This window comes from Viridibacillus sp. KH_047 (genome assembly GCF_057838945.1).
This window is the reverse complement of sequence record NZ_CM174479.1, coordinates 3,728,395-3,749,522: the sequence shown is the minus strand read 5'-3', so window position 1 is coordinate 3,749,522 and position 21,128 is coordinate 3,728,395. Positions and strand designations below refer to the sequence as shown.

At 37.1% G+C, this 21,128-nt stretch carries 22 protein-coding genes, 1 pseudogene and 1 riboswitch; of the genes and pseudogenes, 16 read left to right on the top strand and 7 right to left on the bottom strand.

Going from position 1 to position 21,128, the window contains the following annotated elements; all coding sequences use genetic code 11:
- Positions 1–109 precede the first annotated feature (109 nt).
- The 5 genes from AC3IS5_RS18375 to AC3IS5_RS18355 all read left to right on the top strand — a co-directional run bounded on the left by AC3IS5_RS18375 (position 110) and on the right by AC3IS5_RS18355 (position 4,201).
- Entirely contained in the window at positions 110–871 is a 762-nt protein-coding gene (locus tag AC3IS5_RS18375) for a DUF4230 domain-containing protein (protein WP_489425682.1), read from the top strand.
- 5 nt (positions 872–876) lie between these two features.
- Complete coding sequence (locus tag AC3IS5_RS18370; protein ID WP_489425681.1) at positions 877–1,554, top strand: uracil-DNA glycosylase; 678 nt, start codon at positions 877–879, stop codon at positions 1,552–1,554.
- Between the two features lie 764 nt (positions 1,555–2,318).
- Positions 2,319–2,627 carry a YwdI family protein gene (locus AC3IS5_RS18365; protein ID WP_489425680.1) on the top strand — a complete coding sequence of 103 codons (309 nt, stop codon included), beginning with the start codon at positions 2,319–2,321 and terminating at the stop codon, positions 2,625–2,627.
- Between the two features lie 21 nt (positions 2,628–2,648).
- The gene (locus AC3IS5_RS18360) at positions 2,649–3,026 is read left to right on the top strand and encodes a DUF423 domain-containing protein (RefSeq protein ID WP_038180164.1); all 378 of its coding nucleotides are present in this window, start codon (positions 2,649–2,651) and stop codon (positions 3,024–3,026) included.
- 116 nt (positions 3,027–3,142) lie between these two features.
- Positions 3,143–4,201, top strand: coding sequence for a beta-carotene 15,15'-monooxygenase (locus AC3IS5_RS18355; RefSeq protein ID WP_489425679.1), 1,059 nt, complete (start codon positions 3,143–3,145; stop codon positions 4,199–4,201).
- A 42-nt stretch (positions 4,202–4,243) separates the two neighbouring features.
- Here the strand turns inward: AC3IS5_RS18355 and gerQ are convergent, their stop codons facing one another.
- Both gerQ and AC3IS5_RS18345 read right to left on the bottom strand, forming a co-directional pair.
- Positions 4,244–4,585, bottom strand: a complete 342-nt coding sequence (gene gerQ, locus AC3IS5_RS18350) for a spore coat protein GerQ (protein WP_489425678.1) — start codon at positions 4,583–4,585, stop codon at positions 4,244–4,246.
- A 20-nt stretch (positions 4,586–4,605) separates the two neighbouring features.
- Positions 4,606–5,016, bottom strand: a pseudogene (locus AC3IS5_RS18345) (cell wall hydrolase).
- Between the two features lie 97 nt (positions 5,017–5,113).
- On the opposite strand from AC3IS5_RS18345, the gene AC3IS5_RS18340 reads away from it, so the two are divergent.
- Positions 5,114–5,581 carry a YbaK/EbsC family protein gene (locus AC3IS5_RS18340; RefSeq protein ID WP_489425677.1) on the top strand — a complete coding sequence of 156 codons (468 nt, stop codon included), beginning with the start codon at positions 5,114–5,116 and terminating at the stop codon, positions 5,579–5,581.
- Positions 5,582–5,626: 45 nt separating this feature from the next.
- Entirely contained in the window at positions 5,627–6,388 is a 762-nt protein-coding gene (locus AC3IS5_RS18335) for an HAD-IIB family hydrolase (RefSeq protein WP_489425676.1), read from the top strand.
- A 299-nt stretch (positions 6,389–6,687) separates the two neighbouring features.
- On the opposite strand, the gene hemQ is transcribed toward AC3IS5_RS18335, so the two are convergent.
- Complete coding sequence (gene hemQ / locus AC3IS5_RS18330) at positions 6,688–7,440, bottom strand: hydrogen peroxide-dependent heme synthase (protein ID WP_489425675.1); 753 nt, start codon at positions 7,438–7,440, stop codon at positions 6,688–6,690.
- A 161-nt stretch (positions 7,441–7,601) separates the two neighbouring features.
- On the opposite strand from hemQ, the gene lipL reads away from it, so the two are divergent.
- Entirely contained in the window at positions 7,602–8,432 is an 831-nt protein-coding gene (gene lipL / locus AC3IS5_RS18325; RefSeq protein ID WP_489425674.1) for an octanoyl-[GcvH]:protein N-octanoyltransferase, read from the top strand.
- Positions 8,433–8,523: 91 nt separating this feature from the next.
- On the opposite strand, the gene AC3IS5_RS18320 is transcribed toward lipL, so the two are convergent.
- Entirely contained in the window at positions 8,524–9,177 is a 654-nt protein-coding gene (locus tag AC3IS5_RS18320; RefSeq protein WP_489425673.1) for an RsfA family transcriptional regulator, read from the bottom strand.
- 226 nt (positions 9,178–9,403) lie between these two features.
- Between AC3IS5_RS18320 and AC3IS5_RS18315 the strand changes: the two genes are divergently transcribed.
- The 3 genes from AC3IS5_RS18315 to AC3IS5_RS18305 all read left to right on the top strand — a co-directional run bounded on the left by AC3IS5_RS18315 (position 9,404) and on the right by AC3IS5_RS18305 (position 11,836).
- A complete protein-coding gene (locus tag AC3IS5_RS18315; protein ID WP_038180139.1) occupies positions 9,404–9,640 on the top strand; it encodes a YuzB family protein in 237 nt (78 codons plus the stop codon).
- A gap of 365 nt (positions 9,641–10,005) precedes the next feature.
- On the top strand, positions 10,006–11,304 hold the full coding sequence (locus AC3IS5_RS18310; RefSeq protein WP_489425672.1) for an HD domain-containing protein: 1,299 nt from the start codon (positions 10,006–10,008) through the stop codon (positions 11,302–11,304).
- 25 nt (positions 11,305–11,329) lie between these two features.
- Entirely contained in the window at positions 11,330–11,836 is a 507-nt protein-coding gene (locus AC3IS5_RS18305) for a YwgA family protein (RefSeq protein WP_489425671.1), read from the top strand.
- 82 nt (positions 11,837–11,918) lie between these two features.
- Here the strand turns inward: AC3IS5_RS18305 and thmT are convergent, their stop codons facing one another.
- On the bottom strand, positions 11,919–12,128 hold the full coding sequence (gene thmT / locus AC3IS5_RS18300; protein ID WP_489427934.1) for a 2-hydroxymuconate tautomerase: 210 nt from the start codon (positions 12,126–12,128) through the stop codon (positions 11,919–11,921).
- 45 nt (positions 12,129–12,173) lie between these two features.
- Here thmT and AC3IS5_RS18295 point away from each other — a divergent pair, with 45 nt between their 5' ends.
- Positions 12,174–12,689 (top strand): YwhD family protein, encoded by a 516-nt coding sequence (locus AC3IS5_RS18295; protein ID WP_489425670.1) that lies wholly within the window; start codon positions 12,174–12,176, stop codon positions 12,687–12,689.
- 260 nt (positions 12,690–12,949) lie between these two features.
- On the opposite strand, the gene AC3IS5_RS18290 is transcribed toward AC3IS5_RS18295, so the two are convergent.
- Together AC3IS5_RS18290 and AC3IS5_RS18285 are read right to left on the bottom strand one after the other, a co-directional pair.
- Entirely contained in the window at positions 12,950–15,004 is a 2,055-nt protein-coding gene (locus tag AC3IS5_RS18290; RefSeq protein ID WP_489425669.1) for a transglycosylase domain-containing protein, read from the bottom strand.
- Between the two features lie 160 nt (positions 15,005–15,164).
- Positions 15,165–16,250 carry a GGDEF domain-containing protein gene (locus AC3IS5_RS18285; protein ID WP_489425668.1) on the bottom strand — a complete coding sequence of 362 codons (1,086 nt, stop codon included), beginning with the start codon at positions 16,248–16,250 and terminating at the stop codon, positions 15,165–15,167.
- Positions 16,251–16,471: 221 nt separating this feature from the next.
- Between AC3IS5_RS18285 and AC3IS5_RS18280 the strand changes: the two genes are divergently transcribed.
- The 4 genes from AC3IS5_RS18280 (at position 16,472) to AC3IS5_RS18265 (ending at position 21,126) form a co-directional block, all read left to right on the top strand.
- Positions 16,472–16,909, top strand: coding sequence for a YwiB family protein (locus AC3IS5_RS18280; protein ID WP_489425667.1), 438 nt, complete (start codon positions 16,472–16,474; stop codon positions 16,907–16,909).
- On the top strand, positions 16,909–18,576 hold the full coding sequence (gene argS, locus AC3IS5_RS18275; protein ID WP_489425666.1) for an arginine--tRNA ligase: 1,668 nt from the start codon (positions 16,909–16,911) through the stop codon (positions 18,574–18,576). Before AC3IS5_RS18280 ends, argS begins: the two co-directional genes overlap by 1 nt.
- A gap of 281 nt (positions 18,577–18,857) precedes the next feature.
- Positions 18,858–19,047: riboswitch (cobalamin riboswitch) on the top strand.
- A 130-nt stretch (positions 19,048–19,177) separates the two neighbouring features.
- Positions 19,178–20,134, top strand: a complete 957-nt coding sequence (locus tag AC3IS5_RS18270; protein ID WP_489425665.1) for an ABC transporter substrate-binding protein — start codon at positions 19,178–19,180, stop codon at positions 20,132–20,134.
- Complete coding sequence (locus AC3IS5_RS18265) at positions 20,131–21,126, top strand: FecCD family ABC transporter permease (RefSeq protein WP_489425664.1); 996 nt, start codon at positions 20,131–20,133, stop codon at positions 21,124–21,126. The genes AC3IS5_RS18270 and AC3IS5_RS18265 overlap by 4 nt, the downstream gene beginning before the upstream one ends.
- Positions 21,127–21,128: the final 2 nt, after the last annotated feature.

The following is a 21,128-nucleotide window of genomic DNA, read 5'->3' as shown; positions in this document are numbered from 1 at the left end:
TTAATAGAGCAGAAACTTTTATAATAGGAGTGAACATAGTAGAATAATGTCGAATTGAATATCAGGAATAGTAAATTCCTTTTTAGATTAATAGAAGAGAGGGATTAAGGTGACTTCAAATAAGAAAATACGAGAGCTTGAGAAGATGTTAAAAGAATTAAAGTCAGAAGAACAATCTGCCACAATTCTCGATTCTCCAGAGTCTCTTTACTATAGGAAAGATAGAAAAAAGGGCTTTATACGGAAATTTTTAATACCTAAGTTCTTTATGCAATGGTATGTATGGGCAACTATTATTGTCTTAGCGCTATTAATAATCATTCCGATTGCAACTATGAACATTATTAAAGGAAGTACATTCACAGAAAATAAAGGTTCAATCATGGAACGTATTCAAAATTTAAATGAACTAACAACAGCTGAGGCGTATACAAAAATCATGATTGAGCGCTCTGATAATAAACTGTTTGGTAAAGAGATTGGTGCAAACTTACCCGGAACTAAAAGAGAATTATTAGTTGTTATACCTGGTGGAGTTAAAGCAGGTGTAGACTTTTCAAAGATTACCGAAAAAGATATTGAATTAAATGAAGAGAAGAAAATAGCTACGATTACATTGCCAAGTGCAAAAATATTAGGGGAGCCTCAAATAGACTTTGATCATGTTCAAGTCTTTTCAAGTGAAGGACTGTTCCGAGAAAAAGCAGATATTAGCGAAGCATATGAACTTGCTAAAGAAGCCAAAAAATTAATGATTGAAGAAGCAACCACTCAAGGGGTTATTGATACAGCAAAAAGTAACGCGCAAAGTTCCGTCGCTGATATGTTTGCACTTGTCGGATATGATGTGACAGTCGAATTTAAGGAGTAGAATAGATGACAAAGCAAATTTTAGAAAACGATTGGCAGCGAGTACTCAGTACAGAATTTAATCAGCCGTATTTTTTACAGCTTCAGGATTTTTTAGAAAACGAATATGCCACGCAAACAATCTATCCTCCCAAATCTGAAGTATGGAACGCTTTTCGATATACATCATACGATGATGTGAAGGTTGTCATTTTAGGTCAAGATCCATATCACGGAGCAGGGCAAGCACATGGCTTGAGCTTTTCTGTTAAACAAGGTGTAAAGCATCCACCAAGTTTGCAAAATATGCTGAAGGAAATGGAGTCGGATTTAGGCTTTCCGATTCCGTCAGACGGGACATTAACGAAATGGGCAGAGCAAGGCGTGCTCATGTTAAACACCGTCTTAACGGTGCGTGAAGGACAAGCTCATTCGCATAAAAAGCAAGGCTGGGAGCAATTTACAGACACAGTTATTCAGAAACTATCAGACCGTGAACAACCTATCATATTCGTCCTTTGGGGTAAACCAGCACAACAAAAAAAACGACTGATTGATACAAGTCGCCATGCTATTATCGAAGCACCCCATCCAAGTCCGCTTAGTTCATACCGAGGCTTTTTCGGTAGTAAACCATACTCTAAAATTAATGCTCAGCTCCGAGAGTGGGGAGTATCACCAATAGATTTTGATTTAACGAAATAACCATTCGGAAAACCGTTCTTTTTGTGGAGAACGGTTTTTATTTTTGAGTATATGGTTTGAGCAACAGGTGAATTATGTGCACTCGAGTTGATCTAAATAGGGGAGAATCGAGGTTTTTAGGACATGAATATTCTGCTAAATAACAAAGGGAGGAGATAGTGCAACAAAGCCCCAACTTAACGCAACAAACAACGCAGTTAGTGCAACAATCCAATCTCCATCAAAGGATCTGCCCCCTAAAGCTATCCCGCTTCAGAAGTAAAAAAGCTATTGATATAGGATGTGAAGCTGAATAAATTATGCCTGATTGGATCTAATTGTGGGTGAAAAGAGGTTCTTAGGACATGAATATTCTGCTAAATAACAAAGGGGCCAGTTAGCGCAACAAAGAGCGGAGATAGTGCAACAAAGAGCCAAGTTAGTGCAACAAACAACCCAATTAGCGCAACAAACAACCAACTTACCGCAACAATCACCCCCAGTAACTACTTTCCTCCTCTAAACGGACGTCTTCAGCATTAAAGTCAAAAACACGTCACTTTATGGTTTGATATAATCATGGTAAAGTGAAGTATGAAGAGGGGGAGCGTCATGCAAGAGAGTTGTTTTAAATGTAGGCATTTCTATGTGACTTGGGATCAAAGGAGTCCTAGAGGGTGTCGAGCATACCAATTCAAAAGTAAGGAGCTGCCTTCTGTAATCGTAAAAAAATCCTCGGGTCTTGAGTGTTTGAAATATGAGCCGAAGCAGGGAGGAAACGTCTAATGATTTCTCATGAATTAATTGTTACTGAAATTGACAAACATTTATTGCAGGCAAAAAATGCACAAAATGAGCAGGGAATTCGAGAAGCACTTTCTGCGGTTCGAGCATTATGTGATGTAGTGCTAGCTAAATCTTCAGAAACTATAGCAAGACCATCAAGACCACTTGACATGCAAACTAGCCAAGTAGTTCAAGCACAAAATATACAACCATCACAACAGATGATGCAGACGCAGATACCAGCTTCCATTACTACAAACAAGCTTCATGAAGAGGATGCAAATGGTGACTCGATTTTTGATTTTTAGAAAAGGAAGTGTCAAAAGAAGATGAGATTTTTTATTATTTCAGGAGCTGTGAACGCATTCATCGCAGTGGCACTGGGTGCTTTTGGAGCACATGCACTTGAAGGGAAATTATCCGATCATTATGCAGCAGTATGGGATACAGCTGTACAATATCAAATGTTCCATGCATTAGGATTAATCGCAATCGGTATATTAATGAGTTCTTCATTAATTGGGCCAGTTACTCAGCTTTCACGTGCTGGATATTTAATGCTAGCAGGAATCGTATTTTTTGCAGGTAGCTTATATGTTCTATGCTTAACAGGAGTAGGCGTTTTAGGGGCTATTACACCAATTGGTGGAGTTCTATTCCTAGCTGCTTGGGTAATGGTAATTCTAGCAACTCTTAAACATGTTTAATTTTGAAAGAAATCCTACTTGCTAATTTATCAGGTAGGATTTTTTAGTAAAGGTCGGTACTTTATTAAAAATACGTATTACGTTTTTTAATAAAATTTAGTAGATGAGGTGATGAGATGGTAGTAAGCCAAAGAGATTTGAAAAGCTATATTTGGATTACGTTACTTTTACTTGTTCTTGCGACGAACTTTGCATTATATCGGACGCCGTTGTCGGAAGTTTTTTTATCAGAGGAAACAAAAGGAGTTATTCTAGGTAGTCTTTTTGATTTAGCAATTGTCACACCGTTATTAATCATCGCAATCGATCGAAAAAATAAATTTACTATTAAACGTTTCATAATGTTAATGGCAGGTGGATTAATTTGCGCAAAGCTATTAATACCGGCCCAGCATCTTGCGCCATTTGTCGGGATTTCTTATGTAGGTTTTGCCATAGAAGGCTCTATAATGTTACTTGAGCTCAGTTTGATTGGATTACTGTTGTTTCTCTTGCCCACGGTCATTCGTGAAGTACGTACATATGATGAAGGCTTATTATTTGCCTTCCCAAAGGCGGTGCAGAAAAGGGTATCTAAGCAACGAATTGTACAAATGATTATCTCAGATTTACTTATAATTTATTATGCTTTTGCTTCATGGAAAAGACCTATTCCAGTAGCACCTAACACCTTCACTTTACACAAAAAATCTAGTCTAATTGCCTTTCAAATTATGCTAATACATGCGATAGTAATCGAAACATTAGGCATCCATTGGTGGCTTCACGAAAAATCAATGATTCTCTCCATTATTTTACTCATCTTGAATGTATATAGCGTTGTTTTCTTTCTTGGGGATATACAAGCAGTACGTTTGAATCCAGTACTTCTGAAAGACCAGAAATTATACTTATCATTAGGTCTTGTAAAACAGATGGAACTTTCATTAGACGACATTAAGTCGATCACAACTGATCAAGAAGAACTCGAGAAGAAGCTTAATTCTAAAACAACGATTGAATTTGTTGCAAGAGACTTTGAAGAAGTGCACCCACATATGATTTTAGAATTAAAAAAACCATGTACAGCATCTTTGTTAATAGGCTTTAAAAAGCAATATTCACGTGTCGCTATTCGTCTTGATGACCCAATAGCCTTCAAACAAGCATTACAACAGCATTTAATTAATGAATAAAAAGACAAAAACCCTTCCCATTATATGGAAGGGTTTTGCTATTTACTGAGATTGATTAAAATAAGCTAATTCCTCATCAAATTCTGCATAATCGAAGTAAATCATAGGGAAGAGATATCGGTGATTCGTTCTGAGATCACGTAAAATGACATGATCGCGTCCAGCCGCCTCCACGACACCGCGTACATTAAGCGTATTTTTTCCAGCTTCTATTGCATGCTCAAACGAAAAGTGAAAATTCCCTGGCTTCCCACGATTTAGCCGTAAAATATTTTCAATATAAGATTCCTCACGCAATGGAAAACCTGTTGGTCTACCACCACTAGGAATTGTCACTTGGGGAGGAACCTGTTGATAGTTAGGTGTCCAATAATACTGGACCATTCATTCATCCTTTCTAACTGTTAAATTTGCGGACAATCACTTTCACTAGGAGAGAAGAAGCAATGCGACTTAAAACGCCCAGAATTCCATTGACCATACCATTGATCATGACAGCCACCCTCAGGTCTGAAAAACCATAGCGAGCGCGTCGCTGGGTGAAATCTTTCACCGTTAATTACTATACGCGCCAAACGTTTATCTTGTTCACGTGCCCGTTGGTAAAAGTACCCCTTCTGCGTTGCTTCAAATCCACCTGAACTTTGAAAAACCATTTACTCAATTGTTCGAATATCAGTAAAATCGAGACAGCTAGCAATTACCCTGTTCACACCAACATTGCCAACCATCAGCATACCAAGCTCACCTTCGCCTTCTGCCTCGGCTTGCATCAATCTTGCTAGTAACTTCTCTGTTGATTGTATGACAGGCATCGCAAGACCTCCTCATTAAAATATATGCAATATTACGAAAATAAGACCGCCTATTCGTGTATAATGAAAAAAATATCTATTTAGGGAGATGTATTTCATGAAGGAAAGTGCACTTGCGATTCAGACAAAATTACAATCGTTAGGTTTCGATAATCAAGTAGTAGAGTTACCTGATAGCGCACGTACAGCACAAGAAGCTGCAGATGCCATAGGTTGTACAGTCGCGCAAATTGCTAAATCAATCATTTTTCGTTTAAAAAATACTAATACTCCACTTTTAGTTGTTGCAAGTGGTATTAATCGTATAAATGAGAAGCATATTGCCGAAGTTGTAGAAGACAAGCTTGGTAAAGCTGATGCAGAATTTGTTCGTGAACATACAGGCTTTGTAATCGGAGGAGTAGCTCCCATCGGACATGTATCAGAAATTCAAACTTTAATTGATGAAGACCTTTTTCAATATGATACAATTTGGGCAGCAGCGGGTCATCCCAAGGCTGTGTTCCAGCTAACTGCTGATGAACTCTTACTGCTCACCGACGGCAAAATTGTCGCAGTTAAATAATAAGAGGACAAAACTCACGAAACCTCAGAGAAAGAAGTGTCATACATGCATTTTGTTTTCGATTTGGATGGTACGATTTGTTTTAAAGGCCAGCCAGTCACAGAACCTATACTACAAAGCTTAGAGCAACTTAAATCAAGTGGACATGAAGTCATTTTTGCATCCGCACGTCCGATACGTGATTTATTGCCTGTACTTCATAAAAGATTTCACGGGTATAAAATGATAGGTGGGAATGGCTCACTTATATGCCAAAATGGAAACATTAAACAAGTAGCTCGATTCAGCCCAACAATATTAGTTAAGTTAAAGGCATTATTAGAAAAGTATAAAGCTACGTATTTAATTGATGGTGACTGGGATTATGCTTATACGGGACCTGCAGATCACGCAATATTAAATAATCTTAATCCTCATAATTTAGCAGAAAAGAAGCCGCTTGAAAAACTAAATTCGATTATTAAAATGCTTATTTTGACCTCTTGTAATATGGATGCACTTCATGAAGATTTGAAACAACTAGATGTTATCATTCACTTACATAGAGATGAAGGGATATTAGATATTAGTCCAACAGGTATTCATAAATGGAGTGCCTTGAAGCAACTTCATATTTCTTCAGGTAGCTATATTGCATTTGGGAATGATACTAACGATATCTCAATGTTCGAACATGCTCATCATGCTGTTATGATAGGTCATCATGAGATTCTTGCACCATATTCTGATGAAGCTATTACGAATGATGTGAATGTTGAAAAGCAAATTATAGAAAAATTAGCAGAATTCAATGTTAGATATGCATAATATATTTTAAAAAAATTATATTTGATAAAACACAAAAAACAGCAAACTCTTAAAATAAGGAGCTTGCTGTTTTTTTATACTATTGTTGAAGACTGTTGGCCTTACGACATTTTGATCCAGTTATAATAATCGAATATTAAGTTGAATAGGAATGCAATCCACATGAATCAATAGCTCAGCATATCGCATCTTCCTAATTTTTGATTTTAATAAAGTGTATAAAGGTTAAGTGAAAAGACACATATGAACATAAAAAAGAAAGCTCGATTAAATAAAGAGCTTTCTTTTAAAGGGAAAAATTAAACAGTTAGAAGTTTCACTAATTTTTCGTTGTCTAAAATATTACCAACGAAGAATGCACCGAACTCTGCATAACGAGCACTTACTTCATCAAAACGCATCTCATAAATTAGTTTTTTGAATTGCAATACGTCTTCAGCAAATAGAGTAACACCCCATTCATGATCGTCAAAACCGACAGAACCCGAGATGATTTGTTTAACTTTACCTGCATAGCTACGGCCGATTAAACCGTGACTTCGCATTAATTCTTTACGCTCGTCCATTGGTAGTGTATACCAGTTAGCGCCTTCTTGACGACGTTTATCCATTGGATAGAAACAAATATGATTCCAACGAGGTAATTCAGGATATAAACGAGAGCGTACATGTGGATTTTGGTACGGATCTTCGTCAGAGTCTTTTCCAGCAAGGTAGTTTGAAAGCTCAACAACTGAAACATAAGAGAAAGAAGGGATTGTAAAATCAGCAATTGCTAACTTGTTGAATTCGGTTTCAAGCTCTTGTAATTCTTCCATTGTTTCGCGTAATGTCATAAGTACGAAGTCTGCTTTTTGACCTACGATTGAGTAGAAAGCATGGCTTCCTGTTTTCGCAATATCAGCCTCGTTAATTTTTTCTAGATATTTAATGAACTCTTCAACCGCTGCTTGACGCTCTTCTTCAGAAACTAGTTTCCAAGAAGCCCAGTCAATTGAACGGAAATCATGTAATACGTACCAACCATCTAGTGTTTGTGCTGCTTCGATCATTGTTTATGGACACTCCTTTTAGTGAGAATCATTCTGCATTAGTTTAGCATAAAAAAGGAAAATAAGTCGCTCTATTGCTTGAAAGTCATGAATTTGACATGAGAAAATTGGCCGATTCGTGTATGCTAGTGAAGAAAACTTTATAGTCCGGGAGAATCAAAATGTTAACATACTTACAGCAAAAAACATGGCGTTTTTGGGATCAATCCGTGAGTGGTATTGGACACTCACCATTAGAATCGTTTGCTGCTGATGATACATTGTGCCATTTAGTTGGCCAAGACATGTCATCAGCAACAGTTCGTACATGGGTGCATGATCGTTCAGTTGTACTTGGCATTCAGGACCATCGCTTGCCACATATTGAAGATGGTATGGATTTTTTGAAGGAAAAAGGATTCACACCAATTGTTCGTAACTCAGGTGGGCTTGCAGTTGTGTTAGATTCAGGTGTTTTGAATATTTCTATTGTACTGTCCGAACAGCATTCAAAAATCGATATTAATACAGGCTATGAAGTGATGTTAGAACTCATCAAAGCATTATTTCCAAAAGCTGCAGAACATATTGAAGCGTACGAAATCATAGGTTCGTACTGCCCGGGTTCTTATGATTTAAGTATAGGCGGCAAGAAGTTTGCAGGCATCTCACAACGAAGATTACGTCAAGGTATCGCCGTCCAAATCTATCTATGTATAGAAGGCAGTGGAGCAGAGCGTGCCAGTTTAATAAGGGGTTTTTATAAAATAGGTTTGCAAGGTGAGCAGACAAAATTTGAATATCCACAAGTACGTCCAGAAGTTATGGCTTCTTTATCTGAACTCTTAAATGAAAAATTGACAGTTCAACAAACCGTTATAGATTTACAAAAATTATTAATGGACCTTAGTGATGAACTACAAATTGGTTCATTACAGCAAGAAGAAATGGAACTTTATAGTTTCTATTTGAATCGCGTGTTTGAACGAAATAAAAAGATGTTAAGTGAGTAACAGAAAAAAACAAACCCGACTCACAAGCGGGTCGGGTTTTGGTATGGGATTAAAAAAGATGAAATTAAGTAGTAGAAGAGTAGCCACCCTATTAATTTGTAGGTGGTTCTTTAACAACTAAATTCCCGTTACGTTCCATAGTGAAAACGGGAGCGATATGCTCTTCCTCTTCATCTAGTGTTATCATACGGCGAGCGCGATTCATAATTTGAGCAAATTGCTCGTAATCTTTGCGCATGTGGCGATTCTCCTTCTCTAGCTTGTTAAGTTCAGCTTCTAAACGAGATACTTTTTCATTAGCCACATTAGCCAAATGGCGCCATCTTGTAGTCTCAGAATCATTGCCACTGCCCATATGTTGTAAGCGCATTAAATAAGCTATGACAACATCAAGTGATAGCGATGATAGAGGAATGGAACGTTGTTGCTCAGTAACACCATTACTCTCATTACTTCCACTAGTAGGTAATACGTAGATTCCTGTATTTCGGCGACGTACGGTTTGTCCGAATACACGCATACGCTCTTTGCGTTCCTTTTTAGCGCCTGCTAATTCATTTTCATAGATTTTGCGAACGACAGCATTCCAACGAAAGCCACATGCAGCTGCAGTTCTATTCAGGGCATCTCCAGCTTCTTCAAAGGCATTTAATTGTGTACTGCCTTCTTTAACATGTCGAATAACTGCCTCTGCTAATAATTCATCGTTTTCTTTTAACCAAGCATCTTGTCTGATTTTTACCATTTTATAACCTCCTATAATGTTGATAGTCTCAGCGTGGTCACTTTCTCTATTTTTTATTCACAAACTTGCAAAATATTATGCTAGGTGTTGTTGTGAAGGCTTTTGTAACGAAAAGAAAAGAGAATGCTATGAGACAATGGCCTATTATAAGCTTGAAGAAACGGCCATAAATACGATACAATGACTGTTAGACTTCAGATTCAAATATAGAAAGGGTTGTAGACAGATGGCAAACGAATTCCGAGTTTGCGATGAATGTCAGGCCGTTAATTTAAAAACATTAATCCCGAAATTAAAAGAAATCGATGCTGATGCTTCAGTCGATATCGCATGTCAGTCATATTGTGGTCCTGGACGAAAGAAAACATTCGCATTCGTCAATAATCGTCCTTGTGCTGCATTAACAGAAGAGGAATTAATGGAAAAAGTACGCGCCAAATTAAAATCACAAAATCGTCTATAACAGGCGATTAGTATGTTGATATGACAATCATTATAGTAATTCGAGCAACAAACTGTAGACTGCTTAGCGTAGGAGTTAGTTCATAAACTTACTAAGTTCCTAGCTTGAAGTCAGACTTTAGCCGCCTTTCCGAAAGGTGGTTTTTTCATTTATACTTGTAATTAAAGTTGTAATTCGATAAAGATTTGAGAGTAATTTACTACAAGTAATTTTATGTATAAGCAAGTATGCTTTGTTTTTATAACCCAAATAGTTAATAGGTTAGCTGGTCATCAATAGATTTTGTGTCATTATTTCAATTAGTTTTTTATAATTCGTTATACAGTTTCAACAAATCAATACAAACAGCGGAAGTGGGGTGTCTTATGAGTTACGCGACAGCAAAGTTAGAAGAAGAAAAAGTATTTAAGGACCCAGTCCATCGCTATGTACATGTGCAAGATCAGGTGATTTGGGATTTAATTGGAACAAGAGAGTTTCAAAGATTACGCCGTATTAAGCAACTTGGTACGACTTATTTAGTATTCCATGGTGCAGAACATAGTCGATTTAATCACTCACTTGGTGTTTATGAGATTGTCCGTCGAATGGTCGATGATGTGTTCAAGGGTAGACCAGAATGGGATGAAAGTGAGCGGCTTGTCGTACTTTGTGCTGCATTATTGCATGATTTGGGACATGGACCTTTTTCACATGCTTTTGAACATGTTTTTGACTTGGACCATGAAGAATTCACACGCCATATTATTTTGGGAGATACAGAAGTCAATCAAGTACTCAGTCGCGTTGCGGCTAATTTCCCATTAAAAGTATCGAATGTCATTGCAAAAACGTATGAAAATAAACAAGTTGTCAGTATGATTTCAAGCCAAATCGACGCTGATCGTATGGATTACTTACAACGGGATGCTTATTATACTGGTGTCAGTTATGGTCATTTTGATATGGAACGTATATTGCGCGTGATGCGTCCACGAGAGGATCAAGTGGTCATCAAATCAAGTGGTATGCATGCAGTAGAAGATTATATTATGAGTCGTTATCAAATGTATTGGCAGGTTTATTTTCATCCTGTATCACGGAGTGCGGAAGTAATATTGACGAAAATTTTACATCGTGCAAAAGCATTAAGTGAAACAGGGTATTCATTCTTACACGAACCTACGCATTTTCAAGCATTTTTTGATAAAAATATTGAACTTGAAGATTATCTAGCTTTGGATGAAAGTATTTTGCTGACATATTTTCAACTTTGGATGCGTGAGACGGATCCTATTTTAAGCGATTTAAGCAGACGTTTTGTGAACAGGAAATTGTTTAATTATGTGGAAATTGACCCTGCCAAAGATTATCAAAAACTACGTGAACTTGAGAATTTATTCCGAAAAGCTGGTATTGATCCGCAGTACTATTTAGTTTTAGATTCATCTTCAGATTTACCATACGATTTTTATCGTCCGGGTGAGGAAGAGGAGAGGTTACCGATTCATCTATTAATGCCGAATGACGAAATCCGTGAATTATCGAGATCATCTGATATTGTCGATGCCATATCCGGAAAACGCCGAACGGATCATAAATTATATTTTCCAGAAGATATTTTACTAGAGAACGGTAAGAAAAAAATACTTAGAAAACAAATATTAGAAATATTAAAAGGTTAATAACCTCCCGGAAGGAGATTTAAAAGTGCTAGAAGAACACGCAAAAGTCGTACAATTTGTGTCATTAGCAGGTCAAGTCACTGGTCGTAAAAAATTACAAAAGATGGTCTATATAGCAAAGAAAATGCGATTTCCATTCCAAGAAAAATATCAATTTCATATATATGGACCTTACTCAGAAGAGCTAACGTTACGCGTAGAAGAGCTTTGTAATATGGGCTTTTTAACGGAAGAAAAAGAGGATAAGGGGTCATATGTACAATACCGCTATGCTGTTACTACTGAAGGGACAAGTTTTTCTACTATGCTAGGTAAGCAACATGATAAGCTACCAGAAGTGATTAATATGATGAATGATAGAAGTGCACGTTTTCTAGAGCTTGTTTCAACGCTACTATATTTTGATGAACTCACAAAAGAAGAGCAAATTGAAAAGGTACATGTGGTAAAAGGGAAGTTGAACTTCACTGAAGAAGAGCTAACAGATGCCTTTGAATTTATAGCACAACTTGCAACAGTATCGATACAGTAAAAAAATCCCCAAAAGTGGGGTTTTTTTATACAAAAAAAGCCATCCCTAAAAAGGGACAGCCCTACTTACGATAAATATATTATTAAAGGTCGCTCTTACGTACGCCACCAATAGCGTAGTGTGATTTTTGCATTTCTTCGATGATAATTGAAATGTTTTCTTTTGGTGCATCTACTGATTCGGAAATTGCAGCTGTTACTTTTTCAACCAAATCACGTTTTTGATCGTCTGTGCGACCTTCAATCATTTTTATTGTTACTATAGGCATAAAGAGTTCCTCCTCATTTAAAATATAGTGTATATTCGTTATAATAACAGAACGGAGGGATTTTGAGAAATGACGAATGAAGAAAAACCAAAACAAAAATTAGGATTTACGATTATTAAAAACGATCCAACAGACGGACATAAAGGATTTGGTGTAGGTTCTTTAACTCTTGAGAACGTATCACCAGTCATCATTGATATTGAAGAAAAAAAAGCCACTGTAGAAGTAGGGGCTATGCATGCACGTAGTGATGTTGAAAGAGGTATTAAATTTACTACGAATCGAGAAGATTCAGCAGGCGGTAAACCATATTGGCTAGTATGGGTGACAATTGATCATAAGGAAGGCGGAGCTTACTTTGCTGGTGTAACGGCTTGTGAGATGGTTGTCAATAGGGAAAAACGTCGTGGTTATAAAATTTTAGCAGACCATGTCAATAAAATGGATAAATCGATGAAACGCCATATCATTATAGAGCATATGGACGAAGAGTCAAAACGTGTACTAGGCGAGTTTTTACACGGCTTTAACGAGAAAATGTGGTCTTTAAGTTCAGAACAATTACGTGAAGAATTAGCCTTCTAAAATTTTGAAAATAATTGAACAAAATGTGACATTTATAAAGCGGTTTCAATACATGGTTGAAACTGACATTGAAAGGCAGTACACTTTAACTACAACTTAAGAAAGTAAGCTAGGACATCTGGTAACCGACTATATATGAGAGACATGCGGCATTTTGACAAACCCAAGCCGAATGCCCCATGTAACTCATATTTTCGAGAACCAAAAAGCTGCAGCTTCCTAAGGATAACGGACTCCTTAGAAGCTGCAGCTTTTTTTATTTATTCAAATATTGAAAAAGGAAATAGGTGCCAAGATGTTTCGTCTTTTTTCGTTAAATCACTAACAATACTTGGATCTGTACATAGCTTTTTCGGAATATCTTTCTTTTTCATATATACAAGTCGTTGTTTATCACAGCTTGATGTTGCAAGACCACCTGTTTTTACATCGACAATTACGCCTTCAATATTATCGGGGGCCATAAATGGCTCACTAGGTAATCCTTCATGTGCTTTTTCCATAAAATCAATCCAAATTTGTTTTGTAGCTCGTGAATCTTCTGTACTTGTCATCTGTTTACCTTTATCGTAACCATTCCAAACACCAGCAGTTAAAGAAGGGGTAAAACCAACCATCATTTGATCGGTTAAAGTTGTACCGGATTTTGCTGCATAAGGTCTAGTTTGTTTGCTACGAATTGAAATCCCGGTTGCCGGTGCGTAATCATTAAAGACTGGATCGAACATACCAGTCATCAACTGTGTGATTAAAAACGCATCATCTGAACTAATTACTTGTTTCTTTTTCTGTTTCTTTTCTGCTTTATAAATAACTTTCCCATTTGCATCTGTAATTGAAATAATCGTTGTTGGTTTCTTTTGAACACCTTTTGCCGCTAATGTGTTATAAGCAGAAGTTAAATTCATTAAGCTTACTTCAGAAGTACCAAGAGCTACTGCCGGTGAATTTTGTAATTTACTTTGGATGTTAAATCGCTCCAGTACATTGCTGAATGCCTTATAGCCGATTGTTTCAAACGTCTTCACTGCGTAGATATTATCAGATATAGCAATTGCTTGTGCCAAAGACATTGGGTGATCCGCAAATTCGCCGTTTACATTTTTGGGCTCGTACTTAGAGCGTCCATCATCATAAGTGAAAATGGTAGGGCTAGTATCCATAAACGTTAAAGGAGTATAACCTTTCTCCAGTGCAGCGCTATACAAAAATGGCTTAATAGCAGATCCAGGTTGCCTTTTAGCTTGTGTCGCCCTATTGAATGTACTTGTTAAATAATGTCGTCCTCCAACTAGAGCAGTAATATAACCTGTAGATGGATCCATACTAACGAAGCCAACTTCTAGTTCATCATTTGGTAACGATTTCTCAACAGCTTCCTCGGCAACTTTTTGATGGAAAGTATTCAATGTTGTTTTGATTACCCAACCACCTTCTTCAAAACGACGGCCTTTCTCAGTCAGTATATCTTTTGCTTCCTGCCAAGCTGTATCTAAAAAGTATGGTGCTAGTGATTTCGAATTTTCCCATTCCTCATATTTAAAATCAAGACTTTCATTCTTTGCTCTCTCTGATTGTTCTTCAGAAATAACATTTTGGTTAGACATTAAACTTAATATTAATTGTTGACGACCTATTGATTTTTCTTTATTTACTGCAGGGGAATAAATGCCTGGTCCTTTTGGAATCCCAACTAGCAAAGCAGCTTCAGAAAGTGTTAAGTCTTTTGTTGATTTCCCAAAATAAAATCTACTTGCAGCTTCTATACCGTACATACCATGTCCAAAGTAAACAGTATTTAAGTAGCCTTCCAAAATCTTATCCTTATCATAAAAGACTTCCAAACGGTATGCATAGAGTGCTTCATTAGCTTTCCTTAACCAGGATTTCTCATGCGATAAATATAAATTACGAGCATACTGCTGCGTAATTGTACTCGCTCCTTCAACTTTGCGCATTGCCTTAACATCTTTCAATAATGCGCCTGCAATACGGGTGTAATCAAAACCGTTATGCGAATAGAAATTTTTGTCCTCCGTTGCAATAAGTGCTTGTGCAACAAAAGGTGAAATTTCATCTAGGTTTACCCAGTAGCGACGTTCCATAGAAAATTTATCGCCAGCTCGATGCCCATCCGCATCTAAAAAAACGGTTGCCTTCGGAACAGCGAGAGAAGGCGCACCTGCAATTTGCGCGTATATTCTGAGTGACAGCAATACTGTTAAAAAAGCTGAAATACCTACGACACTCCACATAAGAGTGCGTTTCCAGCGCTTATTCACCCTTCTTTTTCGCCAATAGTCTGCTCGATTCATAAGAACAGCTCCGTTCCACCAATTTAGCGATAGTATGTGATGATTCTATGTAAAATAAACGGACGAAAAAAAATAAAAAGGATGAATTTGGTAATTATTTAGCGGTAACAAAAAACGCTAAGAAAAGGGTGAATTCTCTTAGCGTTTTATTAAAATAATATTAATTATTCAATTGATTAAAGTGAACGAGTTGGTTTGAACCTCTTGTTATTGCTTGTACGAGGGCTTTATCTGCTGAAAATGCGAGATCCTTTGACGTATTACCATTGTCAGGATATGAACAAATCCCGATGGAAACCGTAATAGGAATTACATGACCAGTGGACACAACGAGTGGTGTTTTGGCAATTTGTGATTGAATAAAATTTGCATAAAGTATGCTATAGGCAGGCGGAGCGTCTTTGCAAACAATATAAAATTCTTCGCCACAAATCCTAGCAGCTTCTGCATCAATCGTTTTCACATAGTTTTTTAACTGTGTACCAATTTGTTGTAAAATTTCATCACCAACAGGATGACCATATGTTTTATTAACCTTTTTAAAAGAGTCAATATCAATTAATATCAATGAAAAAGGAACATTATTAGAGAGAAAATCATCTATTATTTGCTGGAAACGTCGGTTATTTGGCAGTCCAGTTAAATAATCCGTTTCTGCCATTTTTTCAGTTTCACGCAAACGATTAAATTGATTTCGAATTGATTTTAATACAAGTAAAGTTATATAAAATGACACAATATAAAAAAGCGCCGTTTGAATTACATTTTGTAAGCCATGTGTCCAAGTATCTGAAAGAATATAGAAAACGATGCAAACTTGGAAAACGATATAAGTGAAATAGAAATAGATATTGCGTAAAGTAATTGGTTTTTTTATTGAGATAAATGCGATAACACCACCAATTACTAAAATATTTAACCCTGCAAAAATAGACGTTTCTGACAAGCCAAACACATAAATTCGAAAAATCCCAATGATGAGCGAGGACAGAGCAATGGCAATTGGGCCTCCAAGCAATCCACTGAGTAAGATACTAATAAAACGACTATCACTAATAATATCATTTTGGTAATGTACAGCCGTGCCCATCAAAAGTAAACCGGTAAGTCCAGCTACAAGACCGACAATCCAAGGTTGCAGCTCAATAAAGCTATCTTGATAATGTTCTAAAGACTCATATAACCAATATGAAAATATAACAAAAGTAAATAAAATCGAAAAATTAATGACTAATTCGAGCAACATATAGATTCTCTCCTACCATTTTATTCCTCCATTATAACATTCAATTTTACAAGAAAAATTAAAATAATTATGTTTTCCCTATAAAACGACATAAGGGAGTTAGAGGGAGTGATTATAAAGAATCCACTATTTGTCTTAAATTTACTTGCACCTTGAAAAAACAAGCGAATCTAACCTATAATAAGAAGGTTATATAAAGAATGGAACGGAGGCCCATAAGTATGGCTAGTGAACTTAAAGCACCCGTAAAATTAAAGTTAAAAACGACAATTCGACAATCTGAAACAGAAGCTGAAACTTATGAGCTTTGGTCAGAAGGTACGATAGTTCAAAAAAGGGACCAAACGTACTTACAATATGAAGAAGTTCAAGAAGATAAACATATTCGTTCAACTTTAAAATTCGGTAATAATGAGGCAGTTATTCTTCGGAATGGTGATGTGAAAATGCGTATGCCATTTTTACTTAATCATGAACAAAACGGTCATTATGATAGTGAATTCGGTGCATTACCAATCGTGACGTATACGAAGGACATGCTATTCGAGCGGCATGACAGTAAAACGAGCGGACGATTTTATTTAAACTATGATCTAATCGTTGGTGGACAATCAGTAGGCGATTATACTTTAGAAATTAATTACTCGGAGGGAAAATAATGAACGCAGTAGAACAAGTGCAACATGCGATTAAAGAAGCGCTTCTTGCAGCAGTATCAAAAGCAGGTCTTTTAGAAGATACATCAACATTGAATATACACTTAGAAACACCAAAGGATAAGACGAATGGCGACTATGCAACTAATATAGCTATGCAACTTACAAAATTAGCCAAAAAGCCACCACGTGCAATCGCTGAAGCTATTATTGAAAACCTTGATACTACAGGTACTGCTATTGAGAAAATCGACATCGCAGGTCCTGGTTTTATGAATATTGTGCTACGCAAAGACTATTTAGCGGAAGTAATCACAACTGTTTTAGCGCAAGGCGCTGAATATGGACGTTCTCAAGCTGGCGCTAATGAAAAAGTACAAGTTGAATTTGTATCAGCTAACCCAACTGGTGACCTTCACTTAGGACATGCCCGAGGAGCATCTGTAGGGGATTCATTATGTAACGTTTTAGACTTTGCAGGATATGATGTCTCACGTGAATACTACATCAATGATGCAGGTAATCAAATCAATAATTTAGCAGCATCTTTAGAAGCTCGTTACAAACAAGCATTAGACTTAGAAGCTACTATGCCTGAAGACGGTTATCATGGTCAAGATATTATCGACATCGCAGGTAAACTAGCTGCTGATTTTGGTGATTCGATTCTAAGTAAGTCAGATGAGGAGCGCTTTGAATTTTTCCGTGAACATGGCTTGAAATTAGAGCTTGGTAAATTACAAAAAGACTTAGCAAACTTCCGTGTAGACTTTGACGTTTGGTATTCTGAGACATCACTTTATAAATCAGGTAAAGTTGAAAAGGCTTTAGAAAAACTTCGTGCGAATGGTCATGTATTTGAAGAAGAAGGCGCTACTTGGTTCCGCTCGACAACATTTGGCGACGACAAAGATCGCGTACTTATAAAAAATGACGGCTCTTACACATATTTAACACCAGATATTTCATACCATGAAGATAAAATTCAACGTGGCTTCACTAAACTTATCAACATTTGGGGAGCTGACCATCATGGTTATATCCCACGTATGAAAGCGGCAATCGAAGCACTTGGTTACGATCGTGACACATTAGAAGTTGAAATCATTCAAATGGTGAACTTAATGAAAGACGGCGAAAAAGTGAAAATGAGTAAACGTACAGGTAACGCGGTTACTTTACGTGAACTTGTTGAAGAAGTCGGCTTAGACGCAGTACGTTACAACTTTGCAATGCGTGCGGGTGATTCACATATGGACTTTGACCTTGACCTAGCTGTTAAGCAATCAAATGAAAACCCTGTATACTATGCACAATATGCACATGCTCGTATTTCTTCAATCTTGCGCCAAGCAAAAGAACAAGGCTTAGCAGCATCTGAAGAACATTTAGATCTTCTTAATGCAGAGAAAGAAATTGATGTCTTGAAAAAAGTAGGGGACTTCCCACAAGTTGTTGCGGATGCTGCGAAGAATCGCACACCACACCGTATTACTAACTACATTCAAGAACTAGCAGCAACTTTCCACAGCTTCTACAATGCTGAAAAAGTATTAGATGCTGACAATAAAGATCGCTCAGAAGCACGATTATCTCTAATTACAGCAGTTCGTACAACAATTGCCAACTCACTAAAACTAATTGGCGTATCAGCACCTGAGAAAATGTAATTATAAAAGGAACCTTTTTGCTACAGATGCCGAATAAGCTGATGAAACTAAGAGGTACTTATAAAAAGACTATTCGCACTGAAAAAGTGTGGAATAGTCTTTTTGTTTATATAAAGAACAGATGAAAGATAAAGAATGATTTCGGCTAGTTAATGAGAAAATGGCTAGACTTCATCGATTTATGTCACAAGGTATTATTACTAATAATTCCATCAAGCCTATTAACAACTTGGACAAGTATTTAATTTTCTGTATAATTGTACAAGATGTAATAAAAAATTGTATATGTGAAACATGTTGGTTCTTTACTTTGATTTAGTAAAGAGAAAAGGGAAGTCGGTGCAAATCCGATGCGGTCCCGCCACTGTATGTGTGAGCAAGTCGTAATTTGTCACTAAAGCATAGCGCTTTGGGAAGGCACGGCAAGCTGTGATCACGAGCCAGGAGACCTGCCAACATGGAGACCACCAATTAGAACTACGCGGATAGAAATGGTGTCAGTAAAAGTGCATTTTTGAGTACTGCTATGTATAAATTCACTGTCATCGTATCTCTCGTCGTAAAACGAGAGATTTTTTTTATGAAAAAGGAGGAAATGTAAATGAAGAAAATATGGCAATTTAGTTTAGTGTTTGCTTTAGCACTAGGTGTGTTAGTAGGCTGTGGCCAAACGGATGATGCAAAGAAAAAGGAAAATAGTGAGCCAGCAACAGAGCAACAGGTAGCAGGATATCCATTAACAGTGACTGATGCACTTGGCAATGATGTGAAATTTACAGAAGCACCAAAGAGCATTATTACTCTAGTACCAAGTAATACAGAAATTCTTTTCGCGTTAGGATTAGAAAAAGAAATTACTGCTGTATCGGATAATGATGATTATCCTAAAGCTGCAACGAAAAAAGAAAAAGTCGGTGGGATGGAATTTGACGCCGAGAAAATTATTAGCTTAAATCCAGAAGTTGTATTTGCACACGAAACACTTTTAGGTACTTCTGAAGCAGGTCTCCAACAATTACGTGATGCTGGATTGAAAGTTTTTGTTGTAAAAAACGCTGGAAATTTTGATGAAACGTATAAAACAATTGAACAAATAGGTCACATTACTGGTAAAACGGATGAGGCTAAGAAGATTACTGATGATATGAAAGCAAGAGTAAAAGAAGTGCAAGCAAAAGTAAAAGATGTAAAACAAAAATCCGCATTCGTCGAAACATCAGATGAACCTGATATTTACACAGCAGGTAAAGATACATTTGTGCAAGAAATGTTTGATCTAGCTAATATTAAAAACGTCACAGCAGATCAAACAGGTTGGTTCAAAATTGACCCTGAAGAAATTGTGAAACGTAATCCAGATACAATTATTGTGAAATACAACCATGTAAAAGATATTGTTGAGAAGGTGAAAAAACGTCAAGGGTTCGATAGTATCACAGCTGTTAAAAATGATGCAGTTGTTCAAGTTGATGCGAACTTAACAAGTCGTACAGGTCCTCGTCTTGCTGAAGGCTTAGAGGTCATTGCAAAAGCAGTATATCCAGAGGCTTTTGAGTGAAGAAAACACTTTTAGGGTACATCATAGCCATTTTGATTTTAATTGTTAGCATTTGGCTAGGTGTATCAATTGGTTCTGTTAAAGTACCAATTAGTACGTTATGGAATACGGCAGCGGATCCAACAGCAACGAATATATTGTGGAAAATACGCATGCCGCGTGTTGTGCTTGCAGGTTTAGTAGGAGCCTCACTGGCAATTGCGGGTGCGGCTTTCCAAGGATTGCTGAAGAATCCTCTCGCCGATCCGTATACGTTAGGAGTGTCATCTGGTGCCTCGGTAGGTGCTGTGGTGACGCTCTTTTTCGGCATTTCGACCCCTGTTTTTGGTATATATACATTACCAGCCTTCAGCATGCTAGGGGCCTTATTGGCGATGATGGGTGTGATGGCTTTTGCACGTTTAATCGATCGTACTATGAAAATGGAAACACTGATTTTGACTGGTATAATCGCTAGTTCGTTTTTAGGTTCGGTTATTTCATTGCTAATCGCCTTAACAGGTGATGAGTTACGGCAAATCATTGGGTGGCTTATGGGAAGCGTCTCAATGCGCGGATGGCCGTATGTCAAAATGGTGTGGCCTTTTGTACTCATCGGTTCGTTTTTATTATGGTTAAACCGTCGTGAATTAAATGCGATGTTATTTGGAGAAGAACGCGCCAAGTATCTTGGTGTTGACGTGAAGAAAAGTAAAATTCTGATATTAATAGGCGGATCTATGTTAACAGGTGCTGCAGTTGCAGTGTCTGGAACAATTGGCTTTGTTGGACTCGTTATACCGCATATGACACGACTTTTATTTGGCGCAGATCACCGTCATTTATTACCTTTATCGTTTTTAAATGGAGCATCATTATTAATTGTTTGTGATTTAGTTGCTCGTACGATTATTTCGCCAACAGAGTTACCAATAGGTGTCATTACTGCACTTATTGGTGCGCCAGTATTTTCATATATCTTTTTCCGACAAAGAAGAACGAAAGGTGCGTAAGT

What these genes read in the sequence shown, in the direction of transcription:
- AC3IS5_RS18295 (WP_489425670.1), top strand. Translation starts at nt 12,174, where the DNA reads ATGACGAATGAAGAAAAACCAAAACAAAAATTAGGATTTACGATTATT.
- AC3IS5_RS18360 (WP_038180164.1), top strand. Translation starts at nt 2,649, where the DNA reads ATGAGATTTTTTATTATTTCAGGAGCTGTGAACGCATTCATCGCAGTG.
- AC3IS5_RS18335 (WP_489425676.1), top strand. Translation starts at nt 5,627, where the DNA reads ATGCATTTTGTTTTCGATTTGGATGGTACGATTTGTTTTAAAGGCCAG.
- AC3IS5_RS18290 (WP_489425669.1), bottom strand. Translation starts at nt 15,004, where the DNA reads ATGAATCGAGCAGACTATTGGCGAAAAAGAAGGGTGAATAAGCGCTGG.
- AC3IS5_RS18310 (WP_489425672.1), top strand. Translation starts at nt 10,006, where the DNA reads ATGAGTTACGCGACAGCAAAGTTAGAAGAAGAAAAAGTATTTAAGGAC.
- hemQ (WP_489425675.1), bottom strand. Translation starts at nt 7,440, where the DNA reads ATGATCGAAGCAGCACAAACACTAGATGGTTGGTACGTATTACATGAT.
- AC3IS5_RS18320 (WP_489425673.1), bottom strand. Translation starts at nt 9,177, where the DNA reads ATGGTAAAAATCAGACAAGATGCTTGGTTAAAAGAAAACGATGAATTA.
- AC3IS5_RS18285 (WP_489425668.1), bottom strand. Translation starts at nt 16,250, where the DNA reads ATGTTGCTCGAATTAGTCATTAATTTTTCGATTTTATTTACTTTTGTT.
- AC3IS5_RS18315 (WP_038180139.1), top strand. Translation starts at nt 9,404, where the DNA reads ATGGCAAACGAATTCCGAGTTTGCGATGAATGTCAGGCCGTTAATTTA.
- AC3IS5_RS18370 (WP_489425681.1), top strand. Translation starts at nt 877, where the DNA reads ATGACAAAGCAAATTTTAGAAAACGATTGGCAGCGAGTACTCAGTACA.
- AC3IS5_RS18340 (WP_489425677.1), top strand. Translation starts at nt 5,114, where the DNA reads ATGAAGGAAAGTGCACTTGCGATTCAGACAAAATTACAATCGTTAGGT.
- AC3IS5_RS18270 (WP_489425665.1), top strand. Translation starts at nt 19,178, where the DNA reads ATGAAGAAAATATGGCAATTTAGTTTAGTGTTTGCTTTAGCACTAGGT.
- AC3IS5_RS18365 (WP_489425680.1), top strand. Translation starts at nt 2,319, where the DNA reads ATGATTTCTCATGAATTAATTGTTACTGAAATTGACAAACATTTATTG.
- lipL (WP_489425674.1), top strand. Translation starts at nt 7,602, where the DNA reads ATGTTAACATACTTACAGCAAAAAACATGGCGTTTTTGGGATCAATCC.
- AC3IS5_RS18280 (WP_489425667.1), top strand. Translation starts at nt 16,472, where the DNA reads ATGGCTAGTGAACTTAAAGCACCCGTAAAATTAAAGTTAAAAACGACA.
- gerQ (WP_489425678.1), bottom strand. Translation starts at nt 4,585, where the DNA reads ATGGTCCAGTATTATTGGACACCTAACTATCAACAGGTTCCTCCCCAA.
- argS (WP_489425666.1), top strand. Translation starts at nt 16,909, where the DNA reads ATGAACGCAGTAGAACAAGTGCAACATGCGATTAAAGAAGCGCTTCTT.
- AC3IS5_RS18355 (WP_489425679.1), top strand. Translation starts at nt 3,143, where the DNA reads ATGGTAGTAAGCCAAAGAGATTTGAAAAGCTATATTTGGATTACGTTA.